Here is a 21,377-nt window from a genome sequence, read left to right on the forward strand (position 1 = left end):
GGCGCCTTCGCCGCACCTCGCCATGAAAAATACGCAAAGCAAAACGGCGCGGGATGATCCCGCGCCGTTAAGGAGTCCTAACCGATCAGGTTGCGATCAGCCCTTGGTGACCAGCGGCGGCGGCACGTAGGCCGGCGGGCTGTTGAGATCCCAGCGCACGCCGAGCTTGACGTCGTGTGAGGTGATGTCCCTGACCTTGATCGAGGTCGGGCCGGAAGCGCTGTTGTCGAACAAACGGTAGTTGCCGGGCGCGGCATCGCCGAGGTTCATGTAGCTGTAGGCCAGTTCGACGGTGAAGCCGGGATTGACCTTGTAGGCAAGACCGGCGTGAGCGGCCCAGGCGAGGTTCCACTTTCCGTTGTCGGCAAAGTAGGCGACGCTGTTGTTGAGCAGCGGGCTGTAGGACACGCCGTCGTCGCGGAAGCCGCTGAGCTTGTTGTAGGAGCCGCCGACGCCCGCGCCGATGAACGGAGTGACGCACCACCAGGTGCCGAGGTCGACATAGGCGTTGGCCATCACGAGCCACTCGGACTTGCTGCCGCTGTAGTTGTTGACGCCGACGAAGCCGGGTCCCACGACATTGTCGCTACCGTGCAAATTGGCCTTGCCCCGGTACTGGCCGATGACGTCGGCGCGGAACCAGTTGTTGAAGCGATAGCCGACGCCGAGGCCGAACAGCGGCGAGGAGTCGAAGCCGAGGCCTTCCGTCGTCTTCGAGTACCCGGCCGGCAGGGCGCTCTCGATGCGCTTCGCGCTCTGGTTGGTCATGCCGATGTCGCCGCGCAGATACCAGCCGCCGAAGTCGGCGGGCGGAGCCGGCGGCGCGTACATCGGAGGGGGGGCGGCGATCGGCATATCGGCGGCGAACGCCATCGACGAGATCAGGGTTGCCGCACCCGCGGCAAGGAGAGACTTAACGCTACGCATTGGCTTCGTCCTTATGGCCGGTGAGGCTGAATACGAGCGCCTCACGTTCTGGAAACTCACGGGGGGACGATGCCAGCAAATGTTTAAGCGCCACTTAACCCTAATTTTTAAGGTTGATTTTTTCTCACCCTACACGCGCGCGCCGTGCGAGCGTTGCAAAAATGCCGCGCCAAATGCGACATCGGCGCCGCATTCCCTAACGATGTGTGAAGCCGCAACGCGGCAAGAGAGGATGCGTTAACGCGCGTTTCGCGGCAGCTTGGGCAGGAACACCGCGAGCAGCCCGATCGCCGGCAGCCAGGCGCAGACCTGGTAGACGAACTCGATCGAGGTGTGGTCGGCGAGCTTGCCGAGCACGGCCGCGCCCAGGCCCCCGATGCCGAAGGCGACGCCGAAGAACACGCCGGAGATCATGCCGAAGCGGTGCGGCACCAGCTCCTGCGCAAACACGATGATCGACGACGTCGTCGAGGAGATGATCAGGCCGATGGCGACGCTGAGCACCGCGCTCGCAACGAGCCCGGCATAGGGCAGCGCCAGCGTGAACGGCAGCGCGCCGAGGATCGAGATCCAGATCACGATCTTGCGGCCGAAGCGGTCGCCCAGCGGACCGCCGAGAAACGCACCCACGGCGTTCGCCGCGAGAAAGACGAAGAGATAGATCTGGGCTGCCTGCGTCGAGACGCCGAAACGGTCGATCAGGTAGAAGATGTAATAGCTCGACAGGCTCGAGACGTAGAGCTGCTTGGAGAACAACAGCACGACGAGCACTGCGAGCGCTACCGCGACACGGCGCGAGCTCGGCGCACCGGGCTGGGTGTGGACGGGCGCCGCTTTCTTCGTCGCGATCTGCGGCGCGTACCAGCGCCCGATGCGCCAGAGAATCAGGATGGCGAGAAACGCGATCGAGGAGAACCAGGCGATGCTGCCCTGCCCGAACGGCACCACGATCAACGCGGCGAGCACCGGCCCCATCGAGGTGCCGAAGCTGCCGCCGAGCTGGAACACCGATTGCGCAAAGCCGTAGCGTCCGCCCGAGGCGAGCCGCGCGATGCGCGCCGATTCCGGGTGAAACACCGCCGAGCCGAGGCCGACCAGCGCGGCGGCGACGAGGAGGACGAGATATTGGTGCGCGACGCTAAGCAGCAGCAGGCCGAAGAAGGTCGAGGCCATGCCGACCGCGAGCGAATAGGGCTGCGCCTTCTTGTCGGTGTAGTGCCCGACCACCGGCTGCAGCAGCGAGGCCGTGAACTGGAATGCCAGCGTGATCATGCCGATCTGCGCGAAGTCGAGCGCGTAGGCGTCCTTCAGGATCGGGTACACCGAGGCGATCAGCGACTGCATGGTGTCGTTGAGGAAGTGCGAGACGCTGATGCCGGCGAGCACGATATAGGCCGGCCCCTTGGCGGCGGCCGGCGCCAATTCGGCGACGACGACGGGCTCGGTCAGCGTTTCCTCTGAGACGACGACAGGCTTGTTCAAGGCGGCAATCCGGCGCGGCAGATTGCCGCGAGGTGCTGATTACGACGCAAGCGACGGTGGGACCAGCGTCAATCGCAAATGGCTGGGATGCGCCTCTTACCCTCTCCCCTTGTGGGAGAGGGTGGCTCGCCGCATTAGCGGCGAGACGGGTGAGGGGTTTCTATCCTCACGAGCTGTGTTGCGAGCGGATAGAACCCCTCATCCGGCGCTTCGCGCCACCTTCTCCCGCAAGGGGAGAAGGAAGGACTCAAGCCGCGGCCTGCCCCAATGCCGAAACAATGGTGTCGACGACGTCCTCGACGAGGTGACGGTCCTCGCCTTCGCCCATGACGCGGATCACGGGCTCGGTGCCGGAGGAGCGGATCAAGAGGCGGCCGTGGCCGTTGAGGCGCTTCTCGCCGTCGGAGATCGCCGACTTGACGTCGGAATCATCGAGCGGCTTGCCGCCCTTGTGGCGGACGTTCTTGAGGATCTGCGGCAGCGGATCGAAGCGGTGGCAGACCTCGGACACCGGGCGGCGCAGCTTCTGCACCACGGCGAGCACCTGCAATGCGGCGACAAAACCGTCGCCGGTCGTGGCGTAGTCGGACAGGATGATGTGGCCGGACTGCTCGCCGCCGAGATTGTAGCCGCCGTTCAGCATCTGCTCGAGCACGTAGCGGTCGCCGACCGGCGTGCGCACGAGCTCGAGGCCCTGCCCTTGCAGGAAGCGCTCCAGCCCGAGATTGGACATCACGGTGGCGACGATGCCGGGACGCGAAAGGCGTCCGTCCTCCTTCCAGCTCTGCGCGATCACCGCGAGCAGCTGGTCGCCGTCGACGACATGGCCGCGCTCGTCGACCAGGATGACGCGATCGGCGTCGCCGTCCAGCGCAATGCCGATGTCGGCGCGCATCTCGCGCACCTTCTTCGACAGCGCCTCCGGCGAGGTCGAGCCGCAATCCTTGTTGATGTTGAAGCCGTCGGGCTCGACGCCGATCGGCACCACGTCGGCGCCCAATTCCCACAGCGCCTCGGGCACCACCTTGTAGGCGGCGCCGTTGGCGCAATCGATCACGACGCGCAGGCCCTCGAGCGAAAGGTCGCGCGGCAGCGTGCGCTTGGCGAATTCGATGTAGCGGTCATGCACGCCGTCGATGCGGCGGGCGCGGCCGAGGCTCGCGCTCTGGGCGAGCCGCTTGTCGAGGGATTCGTCGAGCAGCTGCTCGATCTGCCGCTCGACATCGTCGGACAGCTTGAAGCCCTGCGGGCCGAACAGCTTGATGCCGTTGTCCTCGAACAGATTGTGCGAGGCCGAGATCATCACGCCGAGATCGGCGCGCATCGACTTGGTCAGCATCGCGACCGCCGGCGTCGGCATCGGGCCGACCAGCAGCACGTCCATACCGACCGAGGTGAAGCCTGCGACCATGGCGTACTCGATCATGTAGCCGGACAGACGGGTGTCCTTGCCGATCACGACGCGGTGGCGATGGTCGCCGCGCTGAAACGCAAGGCCCGCGGCCTGGCCGACCTTGAGCGCGAGCTCCGGCGTGATCAGTCCGTTGGCGCGGCCCCTAATCCCGTCCGTCCCGAAATATTTGCGGCTCATATCGTCCCCCAAGCAGCAACCAGGGACTCCCCTCTACAACCACGGGCTGCCCCAACGGGACCCGCATCCCTGATTTGCCGAGGTCTTATAAAGCTATCGCGGCTAACTTGGCTTCAAAAAATATGATGAATCATTACGGAACCGGCGCCGCGACCGCCCCCGATAACAGATTGTTAACATTGCAATTCCGGCGTGACCAGCGAAAAGCGGTGGAACTCGCCTTAATCCGAGCGCTTCACATGGCCGTCCGCGCGGCTGGGCGCCGGCTGGGTGACGTTGACGGGATCGGAGCCCGGGAAGGTCTCCTCAAGCCCCTCTTCGAGCGCCTCCTCGAGATCATGCTTCTCCTTGATCTCTTCCGGCGAAGGTCCTGCGTGCGGCTTCGTCATGACGCTCTCCTTGGCACTCTCCTTCCAAAACGTTCTGCAAACGATTTGGCTGTGCATCCAACCATGCTAGATGACCCCGAAATCTTCCGATGCAAGACTGTTTGGTACGTGACGGGCCGGGAAACGACATGAAGCATATTACCTGTATCGACGATCTTCGCACGCTGCATCGGCGCCGCGTGCCGAAGGCATTCTTCGACTATTGCGACCGCGGCTCCTACGCCGAGGAGACGCTGCGCGCCAACCGCGAGGACATGCAGGCGATCAAGTTCCGCCAGCGCATCCTGGTCGACGTCTCCAAGCGCGACACCTCGACCACGATCCTCGGCGAGCCGTCGACGATGCCGCTGATCCTCGCGCCGGTCGGCCTGCTCGGCATGCAGCACGGCGACGGCGAGATCCACGCCTGCCGCGCCGCGCAGGCTGCCGGCATCCCGTTCACGCAATCGACCATGTCGATCTGCTCGATCGAGGACATCGCCGCCAGTGTCGAGAAGCCGTTCTGGTTCCAGCTCTACGTCATGAAGGACCGCGGCTTCATCAAGGAATTGATCCAGCGCGCGATGGCCGCCAAGTGCAGCGCGCTGGTGCTCACGGTCGACCTGCAGGTGATCGGCCAGCGCCACGCCGACATCAAGAACGGCATGACGGTGCCACCGGAATGGTCGCTGTCGAAGCTGCTGGACTTCGCCAGCAAGCCCGCCTGGGTCTCCGGCGTGCTGCAGGGCAAGCGCCGCACCTTCGGCAATCTCGCCGGCCACGTGAAGAACACTGAAGATCTCAACCGCCTCGCCGAATGGACGGCCTCGCAATTCGACACCTCCTTGAACTGGAAGGACGTCGAGTGGGTCCGCAGCATCTGGCCCGGCAAGCTGATCATCAAGGGCATCCTCGACGTCGAGGACGCCGAGGAAGCCGCCAAGACCGGCGCGCAGGCCCTCGTCGTCTCCAATCATGGCGGCCGGCAGCTCGACGGCGCGCCGTCCTCGATCGAAGTCCTGCCGGAGATCGCGGACGCGGTCGGCGACAGGATGGAGATCATGTTCGACGGCGGCATCCGCTCCGGCCAGGACGTGATGCGCGCGCTGGCGCTCGGCGCAAAGTCGTGCATGATCGGCCGCGCCTATGCCTATGGCCTCGGTGCCGGCGGCCAGGCCGGCGTCGCCAAGGCGATCGACATCATCCAGAAGGAGCTGCTCACCACGATGGGCCTGTGCGGCGTCAACCGGGTGGACGAGATCGACGATCACGTGATTGCGGTGTGAGTGCGTCTGCCGGGATGCCACAGCAATAATCACTGTCGTCCCGGACAAGCGCGCCCAAAGCGCGCGCCGATCCGGGACCCATAGCCACAGAAGGGTGTGGCTATGGGGGCTCGGAGTGGCCTGCTTCGCGCAACAACTTTTCCCTGTGGTTATGGGTCCCGGACCTGCGCTGACGCTTGTCCGGGACGACGGCGGCATTTCAGGCGGCAGGTGCGCGTCTCACAGCCCCTCACATCGGCGGCGTCAGGCCGTCGCGGCCGACGCTGACGCGGTTGGTCTCGAACGAGCCGTCGGGCAATTGCTTCATGAAGGCGATGACCTTGGCGCCGGGCTTCAGCTCGGATTTGTCGCCGGGCACGAAGGTCACGACCGGCGTGTCGTCGGCGACGAACACCTTCTTCTCGCCGTCCTTGTACTTGACCAGCAGCGTGTGGCCGTCATTGCCGACGACGCTCTCGGCCACGGTCGCATTGGTCATGCTGGAGTTGGGCTTGAGGTCCCAAGGGCGCGAACCTTCACCGGTGCCGCGCATGCTTTCCGGAAACACGTGCACCTCGACGGCGTTCTGGCTGCCGTCCGGTCCCGGCACGGTGGTGGCGCCGATGAACGAGCCCGGCTTGATGTCGGCGAGCGAGATCTTGATAACGCCCGACACGTTCACGTCGGAGGCGAGGTGAAGCTTGAGCTCTTCACCGCTGCGCGACTTGACCTGCATGGTGTCGCCATTGACGCTTTCGATGGTGCCGCGCACGCGCGTCGGCACCGGCGCTCTCTGGGCGAAGGCGCAGTAGGTCGAGACGACCATCATCGCGACGGCGATCAGGGGGCGTGTGAAAGTTGCACGTTGAACAGGCATGACGGTCTCCGATTGTCCCACGACGTAGAACTCCAGAGATGGTGTGCTATTCGCCGCGCCCCTCTCAAGACTTCGTGAGATCGGCCTCGACCAATGCGCGCAGCTCGGCGGTGACCTCGGGCCGCCGCCCGAACCACAGCTCGAAGCCGCGCACCGCCTGATGCAGCAGCATGCCGAGCCCATCGGCGGTCTTCAGGCCGCGCGCCGTCGCCGCGGCGAGCAGCGGCGTCACCAGGGGAACGTAGACGAGGTCGGCGACGACGGCATCTTGCGGCAGGCGCGCGAGGTCGACGTCGAGTGAAGGCTGGCCATGCATGCCGAGCGAGGTCGTGTTCACGAGAAGCTTTGCGCGCGGCAGCACGTCGCCGATCGCGTCCCACGGCAGCGGATGCACGTTCGATCCGAACTGTTGTGCCAGCGTCTCGGCCCGCGCCATGGAGCGATTAGCGACATGCACGCAGCTGATGCCGCGCTCCAGCAGGCCGAACACGACCGCGCGCGAGGAGCCGCCGGCGCCCAGCACCAGCGCCGCCTCGGCCATGTCCCAGCCGGGCGCGCTGGCGTCGAGATTGTTGATGAAGCCTTCGACATCGGTGTTGGTTGAGCGCAGCTCGCCGTCGGCGAACCACAGCGTGTTCGCGGCGCCGACCGTCCTGGCGCGCGCGTCGGGCGTCGACAGCGCCAGCACGGCTTCCTTGTGCGGGATGGTGACGTTGGCACCGACGAAGCCGCGCAGCGACAGCCGCAGCACGAAATCGCGCAGATCCTCGGGCGGCACCGCCTCGATGACATAGCCGCCCTCGATGCCGAGCGTGCGCAGCCAGTGATGATGGATCAGCGGCGAGCGCGAATGCGCGGCCGGCCATCCGATCAGACAGGCTGCAGGGGGCTTGGGCGCGGTCATCTTTACCTCGGGTCGTTTCCGAGGCGATCCATTTCGCGTCGCGCCCGCTCTGTCAAGCGCGCGCGGTCAGCTCGCAGCGGTCTCGTCGGCGGCCCGGCCCTTGATGTCGGCGATGGCGCGCTCGAGGCTCGTGCGATAGCGCGCGCGCGGCGGCGTGACGCCATGGGTGAGCAGCGCGCGGCGGACCGTGGGCGAGGCCCCCGTGATGAACAGCCGAATGCCCTGGCGGTGCGCCTTGGCGGCGACGCGGCCGAGCACGTTGGCCGCGGTCGAATCCAGGAACGGCACCGCGGCGAAATCGACCACGAAGGCCTTACGCCTGTCGGCAATGCCGTCGAGCACGCTGCCGATCGCCGAGGCCGCGCCGAAGAAGAACGCGCCGGTGATGCGATAGACCAGCACGTCGCGGTCGACCGCAAGCGCGGGATCGTAACGCACACGGTCGCCGTTGCCGTCGTCGGGGCGATCATCCGCAACCAGTGGCGTGCGCTCCTCGATGCCGGTCATCTCCGCCATGCGATGGATGAACAGGACCGCGCCCAGCGCGAAGCCGACCAGGATGCCCTCGGTGAGATCGCGAAAGATCGTGAGCAGGAAGGTCGCGAGCAGCACCACCGCATCGCCCCATGACGAGCGCAGCAGAGTTGCGAATTCATGCTTCTCCGCCATGGTCCAGGCCACCACCACCAGCACCGCGGCGAGCGCGGCCAGAGGGATGTAGCTTGCAAGCGGCGCCGCGACCAGCATGAACAGCAGCAGGAACACCGAATGCAGCATGCCCGCGAGCGGCCCGCGCGCGCCGGCGCGGATGTTGGTCGCGGTGCGCGCGATCAGCCCGGTGACGCAGATGCCGCCGAACAGCGCCGAGCCGATATTGGCCGCACCTTGCGCCACCAGCTCGCAATTGGAGCGATGACGGCGGCCGGTCATGCCGTCGGCCACCACCGCCGACAGCAGCGATTCGACCGCCGCCAGCAGCGCGAACGCGATCGCATCCGGCAACACCGCCCTTGCCTTTTCCAGTGAGAACGCGGGCAGCGCCGGCGAGGGCAATTCGCGCGGGATGCCGCCGAAGCGCGAGCCGATGGTCTCGACCGGCAACGACAGCACCGCGCTGGCGACGGCTGCAAACACGACCGCGATCAGGATCCCGGGCCAGGACGGCCGCCAGCGGCGCAAGGCGGCGATAATGCCGAGGCTGACGAGGGCGACCGCGACGGCGGACGGATTGATCGTGTTGAGGCCGCCGGCGAGCGCGACGAGCTTGGGCACGAACTCGCTGGGCTCCTTGCCCGCGAGCGTGATGCCGGAGAGATCGCGGAGCTGGCTGGCAAAGATGATGACGGCGATGCCGGCGGTGAAGCCGACGGTGACGGGATAGGGAATGAACTTGATGTAGGTGCCGACGCGCAGCAGGCCCGCGGCGATCAGGAGCAGGCCCGCCATCATGGTGGCGAGGATGACGCCATCGACGCCATGCCGCTCCGCAGTCGCCGCGACCAGAACGATGAACGCACCGGCAGGGCCGCCGATCTGGAACCGGCTGCCGCCGAGCAAGGAGGCGATGAAGCCGCCGGCGACGGCGGTGTAGAGGCCGCGGTCCGGCGTCACGCCCGAGGCGATCGCGATCGCCATCGACAGCGGCAGCGCGACGATCGCGACCGTGAGGCCTGCGAAGACGTCGGCGCGGAAATCCGCGAGGCCGTAGCCTTCGCGAAAGACGGTGACGAGCTTCGGCAGATACAGTTCGGCAAAGGTCGGCTGACGCAGCTGGTGCAGCCGTCCTGCCTGATCGCTCGTGATGCTCATGTCAGCAAGGTGCTCCGCTGGCCCCACAATGCTCCGAAGCATCGTGCGTCCTAAGGTGCGACGATGCGCTAGCCCATCTTGATCCCGGGCATGATCAACGCGCGATCATGCTCCGACACGGCGCGGCGGCCCCGGCTCCTTCAAGCGAACGCCACGTCCGCCGCTGTCGCTGCGGGCCTGCTCGCCGATCAACTCGACGCCGGCCCGGTCGAACGCCTCGACCACCTTGATCAAGGTCTCGACCACGCCACGAACATTGCCGGTGGAGGCCTCCATCCGCTGGATGGTCGGCAGCGACACGCCGGCGAGCTCGGCCAGGGTTTTCTGGTCGATGCCGAGCAACGCGCGGGCTGCCCGCATCTGGAACGAGGTGATCACCTTGGCCTCACTTACGAGCAGTTATAAGTGATATCTGGAACATATACAATGATGTAAAGTACATCAACTGCACGCATGTGCAAGGGGGAGGCCTCGTCATCTCCTCCCTCATTGCGAGCCACCGGTCGTGGAGGGATCCTGGATTGCTTCGCTTCGCTCGCAATGACGCGTGGGGAGAGCGCGGCCTCCGTGAAACGCCGCACGTGTAGATACAGCCCCTCACCCCTCCCTCTCCCGTAAGAACGGGGAGAGGGAGCGAGAGAGCGGTGCCTTCCTAACCGGTCACGCCGCGTGCTGATGTGCGGCGATGATCTGGTCGGCGGCGCGGCCGGTGACTTCGGCCATGTGGTCGAACTGGCGCGTGAAGCTGCCGGCGCCGGCGGTGGCAGAGCGCAGCTCCACGATCAGCTCGCCGATCTCCGCTTCCGGCATCATGGCGCGGACACAGTCCCAGCCGGTCCAGCCCTCACGGGTGTCAAAGCCGAGAATCTGGCCGCGCCGCGCCGACAGGATCGCGTTGATCTTGGCGGTAGCGTCGGTCGGGCAGACGATCTCGACCATGTGGATCGGCTCCAGCAGCACCGGCTGGCATTGCGGCAGGCCTTCGTTGAGCCCGACCCGCGCGGCCGTGCGGAAGGCGAGATCGGAGCTATCGACGCTGTGATAGGAGCCGTCGGTCAGCGTCACCTGCACGTCGGTGACGGGGAAGCCGAGCGGACCGCGCGCCAATCCATCGACGACGCCCTCCTCCACCGCCGGGATGTAGTTGCGCGGCACCGCGCCGCCCACCACCTTCTCGGCGAACTTGAAGCCGTCGCCGCGCGGCAGCGGCGTGATGTCGAGCACGACATCGCCGAACTGGCCGTGGCCGCCGGACTGCTTCTTGTGACGGCCGCGCTGGGTGATCGGCTTGCGGATGGTCTCCTGATAGCCGATCGCAGGCGGATGCGAGGTGATCTTGACGCCGAAGCGGTCGCGCAAGCGCTCGCTGGCGACGCGCAGATGCATCTCGCCCTGGCCCCACAGCACAGTGTCGTGAGTCTTGGCGTTCTGCACGATCATGAGCGAGGGATCCTCCTCATGCAGGCGCGTCAGCGCCTGGCCGAGCTTGACGTCGTCCTTGCGGTCGGTGGCCGCGACCGAGATCGCGAGCACCGGCGGCGTCGGCTCGATCGCGATCAATGCCGCGGGCGCCGTCTTGCCGCTCGACACCGTGTCACCGGTCTTGACCGGATCGAGCTTGGCGAGGGCCACGGTCTCGCCGGCTTCGGCCGAGGCGCGCTTGGTGTCGTAGGCGCCGTTGACGGCGAGGATGCCGGAGATGCGCCCGGCACCGCCGGATGAGGATTGCAGCGTGGCGCCGTCGTCGAGATGGCCGGCGAGCAGCCGCGTCAGCGACAACTTTCCGCCGTGCTGCGAATGCAGCGTCTTGAAGACGTAGCCGAGCGCGTCCTTGGTCTCCGGTACGCCAAGACGTTTTGCGGTCTCCGCAACGCCGGGCGCCTCGTGACGCAACGCCTTCATCAGGCGCAACACGCCGTTTTCGCGCACGGCGGCGCCCAGCAGCACCGGGCAAATCAGCCCTTCCCGCAATTCGCGGGCGAGATCGTCGAAGACGGCATCGCGCGGCGGCTGGATGTCCTCGAGCAGCTGCTCCATCAGCGCATCGTCGTGATCGGCGAGCTTCTCCAGCATCGAGAAGCGGGCTTCCTTCTCGCGATCGAGATCGCCGCCTTCGAGCGCGATCACCTCGGAGGCCTTGTGCTCGCGATAGATGAAGGCGCGCTCCAGCGCGAGATCGACGAAGCCCTCGATCAGCTCGCCCTTCCAGATCGGGATCTGGCGCAGCACCAGCGGCACGCGCGAGGCGGGCTGCAGCATCGCCAGCGTCTCGCGGATGCGCTGACTGGCGCGGTCGATCTTGTTGAGGAACAGGAAACGCGGGATCTTCAGCTCCTCCAGCTCGCGCAGGATGATCTGAAGCTGCGGCAGCTTCTTCTCGTCGGCCTCGCAGACCACGATTGCGGCGTCGACCGCCGGCAACGCGGCGCGCATGTCGTGGGCAAACTCGACGGAACCGGGACAATCGAGGAAGGTGTAGCTGTCGCCCATGAAACTCGTGGTGGCGGCAGTAAGGCCGACGGTCATCTTGTGATGACGGGCCTCCGCCGTGGCATCGCCGACGGACGTTCCGGCGTCGACGCTGCCGGCGCGCGGGATTGCGCCCGTTCGCGCCAATATTGCTTCCAAAAGTGTGGTTTTACCGCTTTGGAAAGGGCCCACCAGCGCTATGCACCGTGGACCTCGGGGACTTCTGACGTCTTGTCCCATTTCGCCGCCTCCTTGGTGTGGAGCTCGGCCCGTGATTGGGTCGGCAAACGCCGATGCTCTGCCCCTCCCCGAGATTTGGCAAGCATCAAACGTCGCTGCGGTGCGTCGTCAGTTGGATCAAGTCTTATAATTCCACGGACTGCAGGCTCGGTGTTCCACCCCTCCCGAAGGGAGAGGTAAGGAGAGAGCTTCGCCCGTATATCTCAACGGCCTGGACGGAGTTCCAGGCTCTCGAGGCCGGCGGCGATGTTGAGGCCGACCTGGCCCTGCACGCTCAGCGGCTGCAGCGCGATCGAATTGTTGGAGCCGCCGACCAGCACGTTGCCCCCCAAGCCGACACCGACGGAGGCGCTGCCCTGCGCGCCGACGTAATTGCCGGAGAGGTCGCCGGGGCCGAGCCGGTCGACCGGCGCGAACACGCCCCAGGCCAAAGCCGTCTCCTGGGTGATGCCGATGTCGAGGCCCACTTTACGGATGGTCGCGACGTAGCGGTCGTCGGGCAAGCCGTCGGCGCGCAGCACGCAGCCGAGATGAGTCACCGATCCCACGATGAAGCCGACGCTGGCGCCGCCGCGGCATTCGAGCACGCCGACCCGCGCCATCCGCTGCTGCGCGCCGGTGTTCACGACGGACGCGATGAGGCTGGCAGCGGTGAGTCCGGCGAAGAGGAACGAACGGCGCATGAATGTCTCCGGCGAAAAGTGTGATGCGAGCAGAGAGAGCGCCCCACCCGTGTTGCGGGTCTATGCCACAAGAGCCGCGGCCGTGCCAGCTCGCGCGCGTTTAGAATCGAACTTGCGGAGAGACCCCTCACCCCACCCTCTCCCCGTAAGAACGGGGCGAGGGAGTGAGAGAGCCGTGCGTCCCTCACAATGCAACGTCGCCGGCCTTGCTCAACCTCTCCCCGCTCTTCCGCGGGAAAGGTCGGATCACATCGCAGATGTGATCCGGGTGAGGGGCCGGGCACAACGCCGACCAGAAACAAAAAGTCCATCCGACTCCTCTTATCGAAAAACAACAAAAAAGGCCCGCCGAAGCGGGCCTTTCCGATTCTTGTCGCGACCGTCTTACCGCAGATTGCCGCAGAAGCGCTGGATGCGCTTGCAGGCGTCTTCGAGGTCCGAGGTCTTGGTCGCGTAGGATATGCGGAACGCCGGTCCAAGGCCGAAGGCCGACCCCTGCACCACGGCGACGCCTTCGGTCTCCAGGAGCTCGGTGACGAAGTCCTCGTCATTGGCGATCACCTTGCCCGACGGCGCGGTCTTGCCGATCGTGCCGGCGCAGGACGGATAGACGTAGAACGCGCCTTCGGGACGCGGGCACTCGATTCCCTTGGCCTGATTGAGCATGGACACCACGAGGTCGCGCCGCTCCTTGAACACCTTGTTGTTGGCCGGGATAAAGTCCTGCGGACCGTTCAGCGCCTCGACCGCGGCCCATTGTGCGATCGACGACGGGTTCGAGGTCGACTGCGACTGGATCGTCGACATCGCCTTGATGAGCTGCGCGGGACCGCCGGCGTAGCCGATGCGCCAGCCGGTCATGCAATAGGCCTTCGAGACGCCGTTCACGGTGAGCGTGCGGTCGTAGAGTTTCGGCTCGACCTGCGCGACCGTGGTGAACTGGAAGTCGTCATAGACGAGATGCTCGTACATGTCGTCGGTCATCACCCAGACGTGGGGATGCTTCACCAGCACGTCGGTGAGCGCTTTCAGTTCCGAACGCGTGTAGGCAGCTCCGGTCGGGTTCGACGGCGAGCACAGGATGACCCATTTTGTCTTCGGCGTGATCGCGCGCTCGAGCGCCTCGGCCTGGAGCTTGAAGCCGGTCGCGGCGGTGCAGACCACCGGCACCGGCTCGCCGCCCGCGAGCGCGACCATCTCGGGATAGCTGACCCAATAGGGCGCGGGAATGATCACCTCGTCGCCCGGATTGATGGTCGCCATCAACGCGTTGTAGAGCACCTGCTTGCCGCCGGTGCCGACGATGATCTGGTTCGGCTTGTAGGCGACGCCGTTCTCGCGCTGAAATTTCGCGATGATGGCTTCCTTCAGCTCGGGGATGCCGTCGACCGCGGTGTACTTGGTCTTGCCGGCCTCGATGGCGCGGATCGCCGCCAGCTTGATGTTGGCGGGCGTGTCGAAGTCGGGCTCGCCGGCACCGAGGCCGATGACGTTGCGGCCCGCCGCTTTCAGCGCGCGTGCTTTATCCGTGACCGCGATGGTCGCGGACGGCTTCACACGGTCGAGCGCAGCGGCAAGGAAGGACATCATCATCTCCTGGCGAGCGTCGTGAAGCCCTTCGCCTCACGACTCTGATTGTGGGAATGAGCCACCCTAAAACGTGTGCCGCTGGGCCGCAAGAAACTTCGGCCCGATCCCGGAAAAGTTTACGATTTGGAGCGCTGCGAGGCGCGGTTTCCCGCAATATTCCGTAACTTTTGCCTCCGGAATTGCTCATATCCGACAAGGCCTGTCCTCGGAGCAATTCTGGATGGTGCAGGTCTCCAGGAAACCGCTCGTCGTCATGCCCGGGCTTGTCCCGGGCATCCACGTTCTTCGTGCGGCAAGTGAGACGTGGATGGCCGGGTCAAGCCCGGCCATGACGATGCGCAAACACTGGCGTCCTAATCTCGATCGTCTATGCGGTAGCCTACGTAGAGCGATGTGTCCGCAGATTGACGTACATGTGAACTGAACTGCATCGTCGCGAAAATGATCTTCCCCTCCATTGCAGTGCGGTAGGGTTTTCGAGTTTTTCTATCGGCCGGCACTTGCGGCGGATTCGCATCGGCATCATTGTTTAACCGCCTCGCGGGGCAACGGGCGCCGCGTCTTCTCGTCCTCGGATTTCGAACGCCAGAATGTACAAGCTCTATTCGATGCAACGCTCGGGCAACAGCTACAAGGTCCGCCTTGCGCTGGCGCTGCTCAACCTGCCTTACGAAGCGGTGGAGGTGGACATTCTGCGCGGCGAGAGCCGCACGCCGGATTTCCTGTCCAAGAACCCGTCGGGGCAGGTGCCGCTGCTCGAGGTCGGCGAGGACCGCTATCTCGCCGAGTCCAACGCCATCCTCTGGTACGTTGCCGTCGGCACGCCGCTCGCGCCGGAAAACCGCATCGACCGCGCCGAGGCGCTGCAATGGATGTTCTTCGAGCAGCACGCGCTCGAGCCGAACATCGGCGCGGCCTATTTCTGGCTGTCGCTGGTCAAGGGCGGCCGCGACCTGCAGACCCATTCGCTGGAGGACTGGATGGAGCGCGGCTATGGCGCGCTCCAGGTGATGGAGAATCACCTCAAGACCAATTCCTATTTCGCCGCGCGCCAGCTCACGGTCGCCGACATCGCGCTGTACGGCTACACCCACCTCGCCGACCGCTGCGACTTCGACCTCCAGGCCTTCCCGGCGATCCGGGACTGGCTCAAACGCGTCGAAGCCGCGCCCGGCTTCGTGACCATGGACTGGCGCCCGGCCGACATCGACGACCCCGCCAGCATCGCCGCGAGCGCCTGAGGCGCGTCCGCGGCGAATAGCGGGCATAAGGGCCGCCTTTGCCGCAATCCCGCCACTTTCGGCGCGGTCGCCGCCGCAATGTTGCCGGTTGAAACTGGGAAATTCTGGAAAGTCGCGGGTGATTCGCTCGCGTGTTGAAGGATTTAGACCATGATGCGGGCGTCCGGCACAGCGGGGTTTCAGAGCCCATCCGCTACCGTCGCGTCTTCCCGGCTCACCCATGCGGTCGCGGCTTCGCTCGCCGTCGCCGCGCTTTCGCTGTGCCTGATCGTCACCCTGACGGTGTTGTCGACCAAGGCGACCATGGCGATGGGCCTGCCGGTCTGATTCCCGTTTCATCCTGGACCAGCCTTCAGGGCGCCGTGCGGCCCGCGCCGACCGGCATCGCGACAGGACGTCGATGAAATCACCTGTGGTAGTCGTTGCAATCACCCTGACTGCGGCCATCCTGGTCGCGGCCTCGCTGCTGATCATCGTCGGCACGCGCAAGGGCACGGGCACGTCGACGCTGCATGCGCCGACGCTGCAGCAGCGCGCGCACATGGTCTAAAGCGCGATGCGATTAGGATGAATCGTCATCGCGCTTTAGGTTATTGTTTGAGCATCTTTTCGGAAAACCGCTTCACACTTTTCCGGATCATGCTTTAAAATCATCCGAAAGCCTTAATCTTGCACGCAAGCGCGCCTTAAGCACGCCGCACGAAATCGCATCGCAGTCACGCAACAATCAGCCAGTGTTGCGGCCTTACCTCTTTCGGGAGGAGCGAGACAGGTCCATGCGGTTCGGATGGCGTGCGATCTCCGGTCCGGCGCTGACGGCAGCGACCCTGCTGCTGGCGATGCTGCTCGATCGCTTCGTCCCCGCGCCCTCGCCCGCCCCGCTGTTCGTTGCCGTCGTGGCTCTCGCCGGCGCGCTCGCAGGTCTCGCCTCCGCCGTGACGACCGCGATTGTCGCGGTGATCGGCGCGGCGCTGTTCTTCCTCAACCGCCACGGCGTCTCCGGCCATGGCGCCGCCGATCTGGCGCCGCTCGGCCTCCTGTCCGTCACCGTTTTCGGAACCGCCGGCATCACCGGGCTGATGCGCGAGCGGCTGCTCGGCAGTTTCGCGGCCGAGCGCCGCAGCCACGCCATTGCCGCGCGGCTGTCGGCCGCGCTCGACAAGGTCGATATCGGCATCGTGCTGCTCGATGCCGAGACCCGGGCCGAATTCATCAACCGCGCGTTCCGCGACTATTTTGCGGTGCCGGACGAGGTCGCCGAGGCGAAGCCACCCTTCATCGCGCTGATGTATCACGGCCGCGACACCGGCGCGTTCGCGCTGCCCGAGGACGAGCTCGGCACTTTCATCGCGCAGCGCATGGAGATGGTGCGGGTCGGCGATGCCACGCCGATCAACGTCGCGCTGCGCAACGGCGAGGTGCTGCGCTTCGTCTGCGCCGCACTGCCGGACGGCGGGCGGATGCTGAGCTACACGCCCGTGACCGACCTCGTGCGCCACACCGATGCGCCGGCGCGCGCCGACTACTACCGCTCGCTGCGCGATCCGACCGGCCGCAAGCTGATCCAGTACTTGCGCGTTGCGGAGTGAGGCGAGTGTGCGATTGATCGGCAATACGATCATCACGTATGAAGGACATCCCTTCATCGCGCACCTCCGAGATCGCGGAAATTCACATGTCGCTCATCATTCGCGCCGTCACCAGGCAGGATTACGATCAATGGCTGCCGCTGTGGGACGGCTACAACGCCTTTTACGGCCGCTCCGGTCCGACCGCGCTCGCGCCCGAGATCACTGCGATGACGTGGCAGCGCTTCTTCGATGCTTATGAGCCGATGCATGCGCTGGTCGCCGAGGACAACGGCCGCCTGCTCGGGCTGACGCATTATCTGTTCCATCGCAGCACCACCGCGATCGAGCCGTCCTGCTATCTGCAGGACCTGTTCACCTCCGAGGCCGCGCGCGGCAAGGGCGTCGGCTCGGCGCTGATCCATGGCGTCTACGAACGGGCGAAGCTGGCGGGATCGCCGCGCGTCTACTGGCAGACGCACGAGACCAATCTCACGGCGCAGCGCCTGTACGACAAGGTCGCGGAGCGCTCCGGCTTCATCGTCTATCGCAAGATCTTCTGAGGCGTGCCGGGAGCCTGTGGATAACTCCACCTGTCACCCGCGCGTAACACAGCAAGGCTAGGCTGCCCCTGCGTCTGGTCAGGCCCCCCGTCACCGATCATGCGCCCCAAGCGGTCCCCGTCAGTCGCCGCGTCTGACAGGGGCCGCATTTTTTTGCTGGCAGCGTTACTTGGCAGCGTTACTTGGCGCCGCGCCCCACGGTCTGCATCACCTCGAAACCTTCGAACTGGGGATGGCCGAGATAAAGCGGCTTGTTGTCGCCGGCCTTATGATGCGCGGCGCGAAACGCTTCCGACTTGGTCCAGGCCTCAAACGCCGCATAATTCGCCCACACAGTGTGCGAGGCGTACAGCGTGTGGTCCTCGGCTTCCGGCCCGCGCAGCAGGTGAAACTCGATGAAGCCAGGCACCTTGTCGAGATGGGTGTCGCGCGTGAGCCAGACCTGCTCGAAGGCAGCCTCGGAGCCCTTGGCGACGCGGAAGCGATTCATGGCGATGTACATGGGGTGGTGTCTCCTGATACTGCGCCATTATCTCGTCATTCCGGGACGCGCCGCAAGGCGCGGGCCCGGAATCCATAACCCCGATCGGGAGTATGGATTCTCAGATGCGCAATTGCGCATCATAGCTCGCGCCAAGAGGCGCGCCCTGGAATGACAGCATCTGTGGGTTAGGTAACCAGTCCCTTCATCGGCCTTGCGCTTGCGCTGTCGGGGAACACCGTCTCGGCCAGCGTGCGATCGGACAGGCCGAACTGATCCTGCAGCACGCCCTTGATCACCGAGCGCAGATCCGTGGTCGGCTTGAGGTCACGGCCCTCATACAGGTTCGCGAGCTTGAGGCCGGGCCAGTCCGCGATCACCCGGCCGCCTTGCACCGCGCCGCCGGCGAGCAAGGCGATCGTGCCGGTGCCGTGATCGGTCCCCTCGGTGCCGTTAATGCGCGCGGTGCGGCCGAACTCGGTGGCGACGATCACGACCGTATCGCGCCAGCGATCCCTCAGGCTGCTCTCGACTTCCGCGAGCGCGCCGTCGAGGCCGCCGAGCAGGAAGGCGAGACGCCCCACAGGGCCCCCTTCATTGGCATGCGTGTCCCAGCCGTCGAAGGCGAGCGCGGCGATGCGCGGGCCATCATCAGCCGCCATCAGCTTTGCGGCGCCGCGCGCGATCTGGCGCATCTGTGCGACCGCATTGCCGCGCGTCGCTTTCATGTCGTCGCCGCTCGCGACCTTGTCGAGCTGGAGGCCTTGCGACAGCGCGGAGGCCAAAGCGGGATCGCGATGACGGTAGAGCTCGACGAGGCGCATGGCCGTGTCGTCGTCGGCCTGCGGCAGCGCCACCGGCGCCCAGCCGACGGTCGGCGCATTGCCGCGCAGCACCAGCGGCGTGGTAGGACCGACCGCAAGCCCGCTCGACACGCGCTCGCCGCGCGGCAGCGCTTCCAGTGCGCGGTTGAGCCAGCCGGACTGCACGCGGCCCGGGCCGGCATAGCCGCTTTCGAGCACGTCCTGGCCGTCGAAATGCGAGCGGTCGCGATAGGGCGTCGCCACCGCGTGGATCACCGCCGCGTGCTTGTCGCGATACATGCGCGCAAACTCAGGCATCGCCGGATGCAACGCAAAGAAGGAATCGAGCATGATCGCGGGATGGGCACCGTCGGCGCTGAGCGCGATCGATCCATGCAGGCCGGCATAATCGGGATCGCCCAGCGGCGCGACGGTCGAGAGCCCGTCCAGCGCCCCGCGCAGGATCACCACGATCAATCGCGGATCGCGCCCGTCGGCCGCGCGGGCGAATTTCGGCAGGTAGGCCCAGGCTGCAAAGGACGCGCCGCCGAGCAGGAGACCGCGGCGGGAGGTGAGGAGCCGGTTCTCGACGCAGTCGGTTGTCATCATCTCCTCTGCATTTCCGGCGACATCAGCAGCAGCGCCAGCGCCTGCTGCCGCGACTCCGCGCGCTCGATGGTCCGCCGCGTCTCGGCCGAGGCGGCATCGGCGGCGGCGAACTCCAGCAGGTCGAGCGGATCGATGTTGTTGCCGAGCCGCGCGCCGATCTGCGCCGCGATGTCGAGCCTGAGCTTGATGCCTTCAGGCGCGCCCCAGGCGGCATTGCTGTCGGGAAAGCCGTTGGGGCCCGGCGGCGACCACAGCGGCTGGCCGAGCAGATTGAGGTTGTTGAGATAGGCGCCGGGATCTTCCGGCACGCGCGCCAGCAGCCGGCCGCTCGCAACGAGGAAATCGTATGGTGAGCGCAGCTTGGTGAGCGGCGCCTTCCATGCTTCCTCGGAATCGACCAGCGCCGTCGCCAGCGCCTTGAGATCGCCGTCGGTCCTGACGAAGACGTCGCGCAGGCGCGCAACGAGCGCCGGCGGCGGCTCGTCCGCGACGAAGTGACGGACGAATTTGGTGGCGATGAAACTCGCGGTCGAGGGATGCCGCGCGAGATCGGCGAGCGCAACTTCGCCCTGTGCGAGGCCGGCCTGATCGTAGGTCTTGCCGAGCAGGACCTGCGGCCCCGGCTGATGCGCATTGGTGTTGAAGACAAAGGAGCCGGGAACCCCGAGCTGCCCTTGCCTGCCGGCAAAGGTCCAGCCGGTGATGATGCGCGCGAGCGAGGTGACGTCGCCTTGCGTGTAGCCGCCGCCGACGCCAAGCGTATGCAGCTCCAGGATCTCGCGCGCGAGATTTTCGTTCAGCCCGCGCTTGCGGTTTTGCCCGGCGCGCGAGTCAGGTCCAAGCGATTGCTGGTTGTCGAGGAAGAACAGCATCGCCGGGTGCTGCTCGACCGCCCTCAGCATGTCGGCGAAGCGCCCGAGCACGTGCGGCCTGATCGCCTCGCGCTCGAACGCCCCGGCCCAGATCCGCGCCAGCTCGCCCTTGCTGGCGGAGATGCAGAAATGATTGGACCAGAACGCGACCAAGCGCTCGGTGAAGCCGCATTCGGCGAGCGTGGCGCGCTGCAGCCGCGCCAGTGCCTCGGCGCGAAAGGTTTTCTGGATGACGTTGAGCGGCTGCGGCGCAGGCTTGGCGGCGGGCTGCGCGGCGTTCGGCTGCATGGTCTCCGGCTTCGGTGCGCTGCCTGTGGGCTTTGCATCGGCCATTTGGCCGGTGATCTCTGCCGCTGCATTCAGCGAGAGATTGCGGCGCAAGGGCGCGTTCTGATCGGCGGGCGGCGTCTCGGCGGGCGCAGCGGCCTTCGCCGCCTCACGCGCCTGCTTGACCTGGTCCTGATAGGCAAACACGGCCTGCCCGAGCTGCGGCGTCGATTGCAGGCCCGGCGCTTCCAGCAGCACGCCATTGGCACGCGAAAGCTCCGCCTTCACGAAGCCGCGCGGGTCGGAGCTTGCGTTGACGAGATCGCCCGATGCACCGCCGCGGGCGCCGAAGCCGAAGCGGTTGAGCGCGACGAGAGCGGCTTGCGAATCGCGGGCCATCGATGATCTGTCCTTCGCGCGCTGCGAGGTGCTTTCCTTTCGACGCGGTCGGCGCGTAATATACTGCAGCGGCAGATGAACCCGCCATGAAAATGACGGCGAAGCTTCGACGTAAAACATGACAAATCCGAAAGAAATCCCGTCAGCGCCGGCACTTGCGCGCCGTCTCACCTGTTCCCGTTGCGGCAGCGAATTCGGCTGCGATCTCTCAGGGACTTGCTGGTGCGCGGAGGAGACGGCACGGCTGCCGATGCCGATCGAGGGGGAGGATTGCCTGTGCCGGGAATGTTTGCGGAAAGCGGCGACGCGTAGCCCGGACGGAGCGCAAGCGTAATCCGGGAATCGTTCCGCTAGCACCGGCCCCGGATT

At 65.8% G+C, this 21,377-nt stretch carries 21 protein-coding genes; 7 read left to right on the forward strand and 14 right to left on the reverse strand.

The window, feature by feature from the left end:
- Positions 1-96: 96 nt before the first annotated feature.
- The 4 genes from I6F12_RS32700 to I6F12_RS32715 all read right to left on the reverse strand — a co-directional run bounded on the left by I6F12_RS32700 (position 97) and on the right by I6F12_RS32715 (position 4,389).
- Entirely contained in the window at positions 97-927 is an 831-nt protein-coding gene (locus I6F12_RS32700; protein WP_036009511.1) for an outer membrane beta-barrel protein, read from the reverse strand.
- Positions 928-1,164: 237 nt separating this feature from the next.
- The gene (locus I6F12_RS32705; RefSeq protein WP_275970275.1) at positions 1,165-2,409 is read right to left on the reverse strand and encodes an MFS transporter; all 1,245 of its coding nucleotides are present in this window, start codon (positions 2,407-2,409) and stop codon (positions 1,165-1,167) included.
- 247 nt (positions 2,410-2,656) lie between these two features.
- Positions 2,657-4,000, reverse strand: a complete 1,344-nt coding sequence (gene glmM / locus I6F12_RS32710; RefSeq protein WP_036009507.1) for a phosphoglucosamine mutase — start codon at positions 3,998-4,000, stop codon at positions 2,657-2,659.
- 221 nt (positions 4,001-4,221) lie between these two features.
- A complete protein-coding gene (locus tag I6F12_RS32715) occupies positions 4,222-4,389 on the reverse strand; it encodes a hypothetical protein (RefSeq protein ID WP_167361667.1) in 168 nt (55 codons plus the stop codon).
- Between the two features lie 128 nt (positions 4,390-4,517).
- On the opposite strand from I6F12_RS32715, the gene I6F12_RS32720 reads away from it, so the two are divergent.
- The gene (locus I6F12_RS32720) at positions 4,518-5,654 is read left to right on the forward strand and encodes an alpha-hydroxy acid oxidase (RefSeq protein WP_225144287.1); all 1,137 of its coding nucleotides are present in this window, start codon (positions 4,518-4,520) and stop codon (positions 5,652-5,654) included.
- Positions 5,655-5,883: 229 nt separating this feature from the next.
- Here I6F12_RS32720 and I6F12_RS32725 read toward each other — a convergent pair whose 3' ends face one another.
- From I6F12_RS32725 to I6F12_RS32755, 7 genes are all read right to left on the reverse strand, one after another.
- Positions 5,884-6,510, reverse strand: a complete 627-nt coding sequence (locus I6F12_RS32725) for a hypothetical protein (RefSeq protein ID WP_225158103.1) — start codon at positions 6,508-6,510, stop codon at positions 5,884-5,886.
- A 64-nt stretch (positions 6,511-6,574) separates the two neighbouring features.
- Complete coding sequence (locus I6F12_RS32730) at positions 6,575-7,414, reverse strand: shikimate dehydrogenase (RefSeq protein ID WP_225158104.1); 840 nt, start codon at positions 7,412-7,414, stop codon at positions 6,575-6,577.
- Positions 7,415-7,480: 66 nt separating this feature from the next.
- Positions 7,481-9,223, reverse strand: a complete 1,743-nt coding sequence (locus I6F12_RS32735) for a SulP family inorganic anion transporter (RefSeq protein WP_225158105.1) — start codon at positions 9,221-9,223, stop codon at positions 7,481-7,483.
- A gap of 105 nt (positions 9,224-9,328) precedes the next feature.
- Positions 9,329-9,601, reverse strand: coding sequence for a helix-turn-helix transcriptional regulator (locus I6F12_RS32740; RefSeq protein ID WP_008566993.1), 273 nt, complete (start codon positions 9,599-9,601; stop codon positions 9,329-9,331).
- Between the two features lie 282 nt (positions 9,602-9,883).
- Complete coding sequence (locus tag I6F12_RS32745; protein WP_225158106.1) at positions 9,884-11,932, reverse strand: elongation factor G; 2,049 nt, start codon at positions 11,930-11,932, stop codon at positions 9,884-9,886.
- 203 nt (positions 11,933-12,135) lie between these two features.
- Positions 12,136-12,615: a DUF992 domain-containing protein gene (locus tag I6F12_RS32750; RefSeq protein ID WP_036009480.1), complete on the reverse strand. Its 480-nt coding sequence runs from the start codon at positions 12,613-12,615 to the stop codon at positions 12,136-12,138.
- 384 nt (positions 12,616-12,999) lie between these two features.
- The gene (locus I6F12_RS32755) at positions 13,000-14,202 is read right to left on the reverse strand and encodes a pyridoxal phosphate-dependent aminotransferase (protein WP_036009490.1); all 1,203 of its coding nucleotides are present in this window, start codon (positions 14,200-14,202) and stop codon (positions 13,000-13,002) included.
- Positions 14,203-14,795: 593 nt separating this feature from the next.
- Between I6F12_RS32755 and I6F12_RS32760 the strand changes: the two genes are divergently transcribed.
- From I6F12_RS32760 to I6F12_RS32780, 5 genes are all read left to right on the forward strand, one after another.
- Entirely contained in the window at positions 14,796-15,446 is a 651-nt protein-coding gene (locus tag I6F12_RS32760; RefSeq protein ID WP_025032208.1) for a glutathione S-transferase family protein, read from the forward strand.
- A gap of 150 nt (positions 15,447-15,596) precedes the next feature.
- Positions 15,597-15,773, forward strand: coding sequence for a hypothetical protein (locus I6F12_RS32765; protein ID WP_162832045.1), 177 nt, complete (start codon positions 15,597-15,599; stop codon positions 15,771-15,773).
- A 73-nt stretch (positions 15,774-15,846) separates the two neighbouring features.
- The gene (locus tag I6F12_RS32770; protein ID WP_036009463.1) at positions 15,847-15,996 is read left to right on the forward strand and encodes a hypothetical protein; all 150 of its coding nucleotides are present in this window, start codon (positions 15,847-15,849) and stop codon (positions 15,994-15,996) included.
- Positions 15,997-16,222: 226 nt separating this feature from the next.
- Positions 16,223-17,035, forward strand: a complete 813-nt coding sequence (locus tag I6F12_RS32775) for a PAS-domain containing protein (protein WP_225158107.1) — start codon at positions 16,223-16,225, stop codon at positions 17,033-17,035.
- A gap of 86 nt (positions 17,036-17,121) precedes the next feature.
- Positions 17,122-17,577: a GNAT family N-acetyltransferase gene (locus I6F12_RS32780; RefSeq protein WP_036030968.1), complete on the forward strand. Its 456-nt coding sequence runs from the start codon at positions 17,122-17,124 to the stop codon at positions 17,575-17,577.
- A gap of 178 nt (positions 17,578-17,755) precedes the next feature.
- On the opposite strand, the gene I6F12_RS32785 is transcribed toward I6F12_RS32780, so the two are convergent.
- The 3 genes from I6F12_RS32785 to I6F12_RS32795 form a co-directional block, all read right to left on the reverse strand.
- Positions 17,756-18,079, reverse strand: a complete 324-nt coding sequence (locus I6F12_RS32785; protein ID WP_036030903.1) for an antibiotic biosynthesis monooxygenase — start codon at positions 18,077-18,079, stop codon at positions 17,756-17,758.
- 167 nt (positions 18,080-18,246) lie between these two features.
- Complete coding sequence (locus I6F12_RS32790) at positions 18,247-19,470, reverse strand: DUF1501 domain-containing protein (protein ID WP_225158108.1); 1,224 nt, start codon at positions 19,468-19,470, stop codon at positions 18,247-18,249.
- On the reverse strand, positions 19,467-21,008 hold the full coding sequence (locus I6F12_RS32795; RefSeq protein ID WP_225158109.1) for a DUF1800 family protein: 1,542 nt from the start codon (positions 21,006-21,008) through the stop codon (positions 19,467-19,469). Before I6F12_RS32795 ends, I6F12_RS32790 begins: the two co-directional genes overlap by 4 nt.
- 118 nt (positions 21,009-21,126) lie before the next feature.
- Here I6F12_RS32795 and I6F12_RS32800 point away from each other — a divergent pair, with 118 nt between their 5' ends.
- On the forward strand, positions 21,127-21,342 hold the full coding sequence (locus tag I6F12_RS32800) for a cysteine-rich CWC family protein (RefSeq protein ID WP_109145300.1): 216 nt from the start codon (positions 21,127-21,129) through the stop codon (positions 21,340-21,342).
- Positions 21,343-21,377 lie beyond the last annotated feature (35 nt).

The organism is Bradyrhizobium sp. IC4059 (assembly GCF_020193615.1).
Classification (GTDB): Bacteria; Pseudomonadota; Alphaproteobacteria; order Rhizobiales; family Xanthobacteraceae; genus Bradyrhizobium; species Bradyrhizobium yuanmingense.

Coding starts and splice junctions, on each gene's coding strand:
- I6F12_RS32800 (WP_109145300.1), top strand. CDS start 21,127: ATGACAAATCCGAAAGAAATCCCGTCAGCGCCGGCACTTGCGCGCCGT.
- I6F12_RS32730 (WP_225158104.1), bottom strand. CDS start 7,414: ATGACCGCGCCCAAGCCCCCTGCAGCCTGTCTGATCGGATGGCCGGCC.
- I6F12_RS32785 (WP_036030903.1), bottom strand. CDS start 18,079: ATGTACATCGCCATGAATCGCTTCCGCGTCGCCAAGGGCTCCGAGGCT.
- I6F12_RS32700 (WP_036009511.1), bottom strand. CDS start 927: ATGCGTAGCGTTAAGTCTCTCCTTGCCGCGGGTGCGGCAACCCTGATC.
- I6F12_RS32720 (WP_225144287.1), top strand. CDS start 4,518: ATGAAGCATATTACCTGTATCGACGATCTTCGCACGCTGCATCGGCGC.
- I6F12_RS32760 (WP_025032208.1), top strand. CDS start 14,796: ATGTACAAGCTCTATTCGATGCAACGCTCGGGCAACAGCTACAAGGTC.
- I6F12_RS32725 (WP_225158103.1), bottom strand. CDS start 6,510: ATGCCTGTTCAACGTGCAACTTTCACACGCCCCCTGATCGCCGTCGCG.
- I6F12_RS32780 (WP_036030968.1), top strand. CDS start 17,122: ATGTCGCTCATCATTCGCGCCGTCACCAGGCAGGATTACGATCAATGG.
- glmM (WP_036009507.1), bottom strand. CDS start 4,000: ATGAGCCGCAAATATTTCGGGACGGACGGGATTAGGGGCCGCGCCAAC.
- I6F12_RS32790 (WP_225158108.1), bottom strand. CDS start 19,470: ATGATGACAACCGACTGCGTCGAGAACCGGCTCCTCACCTCCCGCCGC.
- I6F12_RS32715 (WP_167361667.1), bottom strand. CDS start 4,389: ATGACGAAGCCGCACGCAGGACCTTCGCCGGAAGAGATCAAGGAGAAG.
- I6F12_RS32735 (WP_225158105.1), bottom strand. CDS start 9,223: ATGAGCATCACGAGCGATCAGGCAGGACGGCTGCACCAGCTGCGTCAG.
- I6F12_RS32770 (WP_036009463.1), top strand. CDS start 15,847: ATGAAATCACCTGTGGTAGTCGTTGCAATCACCCTGACTGCGGCCATC.
- I6F12_RS32745 (WP_225158106.1), bottom strand. CDS start 11,932: ATGGGACAAGACGTCAGAAGTCCCCGAGGTCCACGGTGCATAGCGCTG.
- I6F12_RS32795 (WP_225158109.1), bottom strand. CDS start 21,008: ATGGCCCGCGATTCGCAAGCCGCTCTCGTCGCGCTCAACCGCTTCGGC.
- I6F12_RS32775 (WP_225158107.1), top strand. CDS start 16,223: ATGCGGTTCGGATGGCGTGCGATCTCCGGTCCGGCGCTGACGGCAGCG.
- I6F12_RS32750 (WP_036009480.1), bottom strand. CDS start 12,615: ATGCGCCGTTCGTTCCTCTTCGCCGGACTCACCGCTGCCAGCCTCATC.
- I6F12_RS32755 (WP_036009490.1), bottom strand. CDS start 14,202: ATGTCCTTCCTTGCCGCTGCGCTCGACCGTGTGAAGCCGTCCGCGACC.
- I6F12_RS32765 (WP_162832045.1), top strand. CDS start 15,597: ATGATGCGGGCGTCCGGCACAGCGGGGTTTCAGAGCCCATCCGCTACC.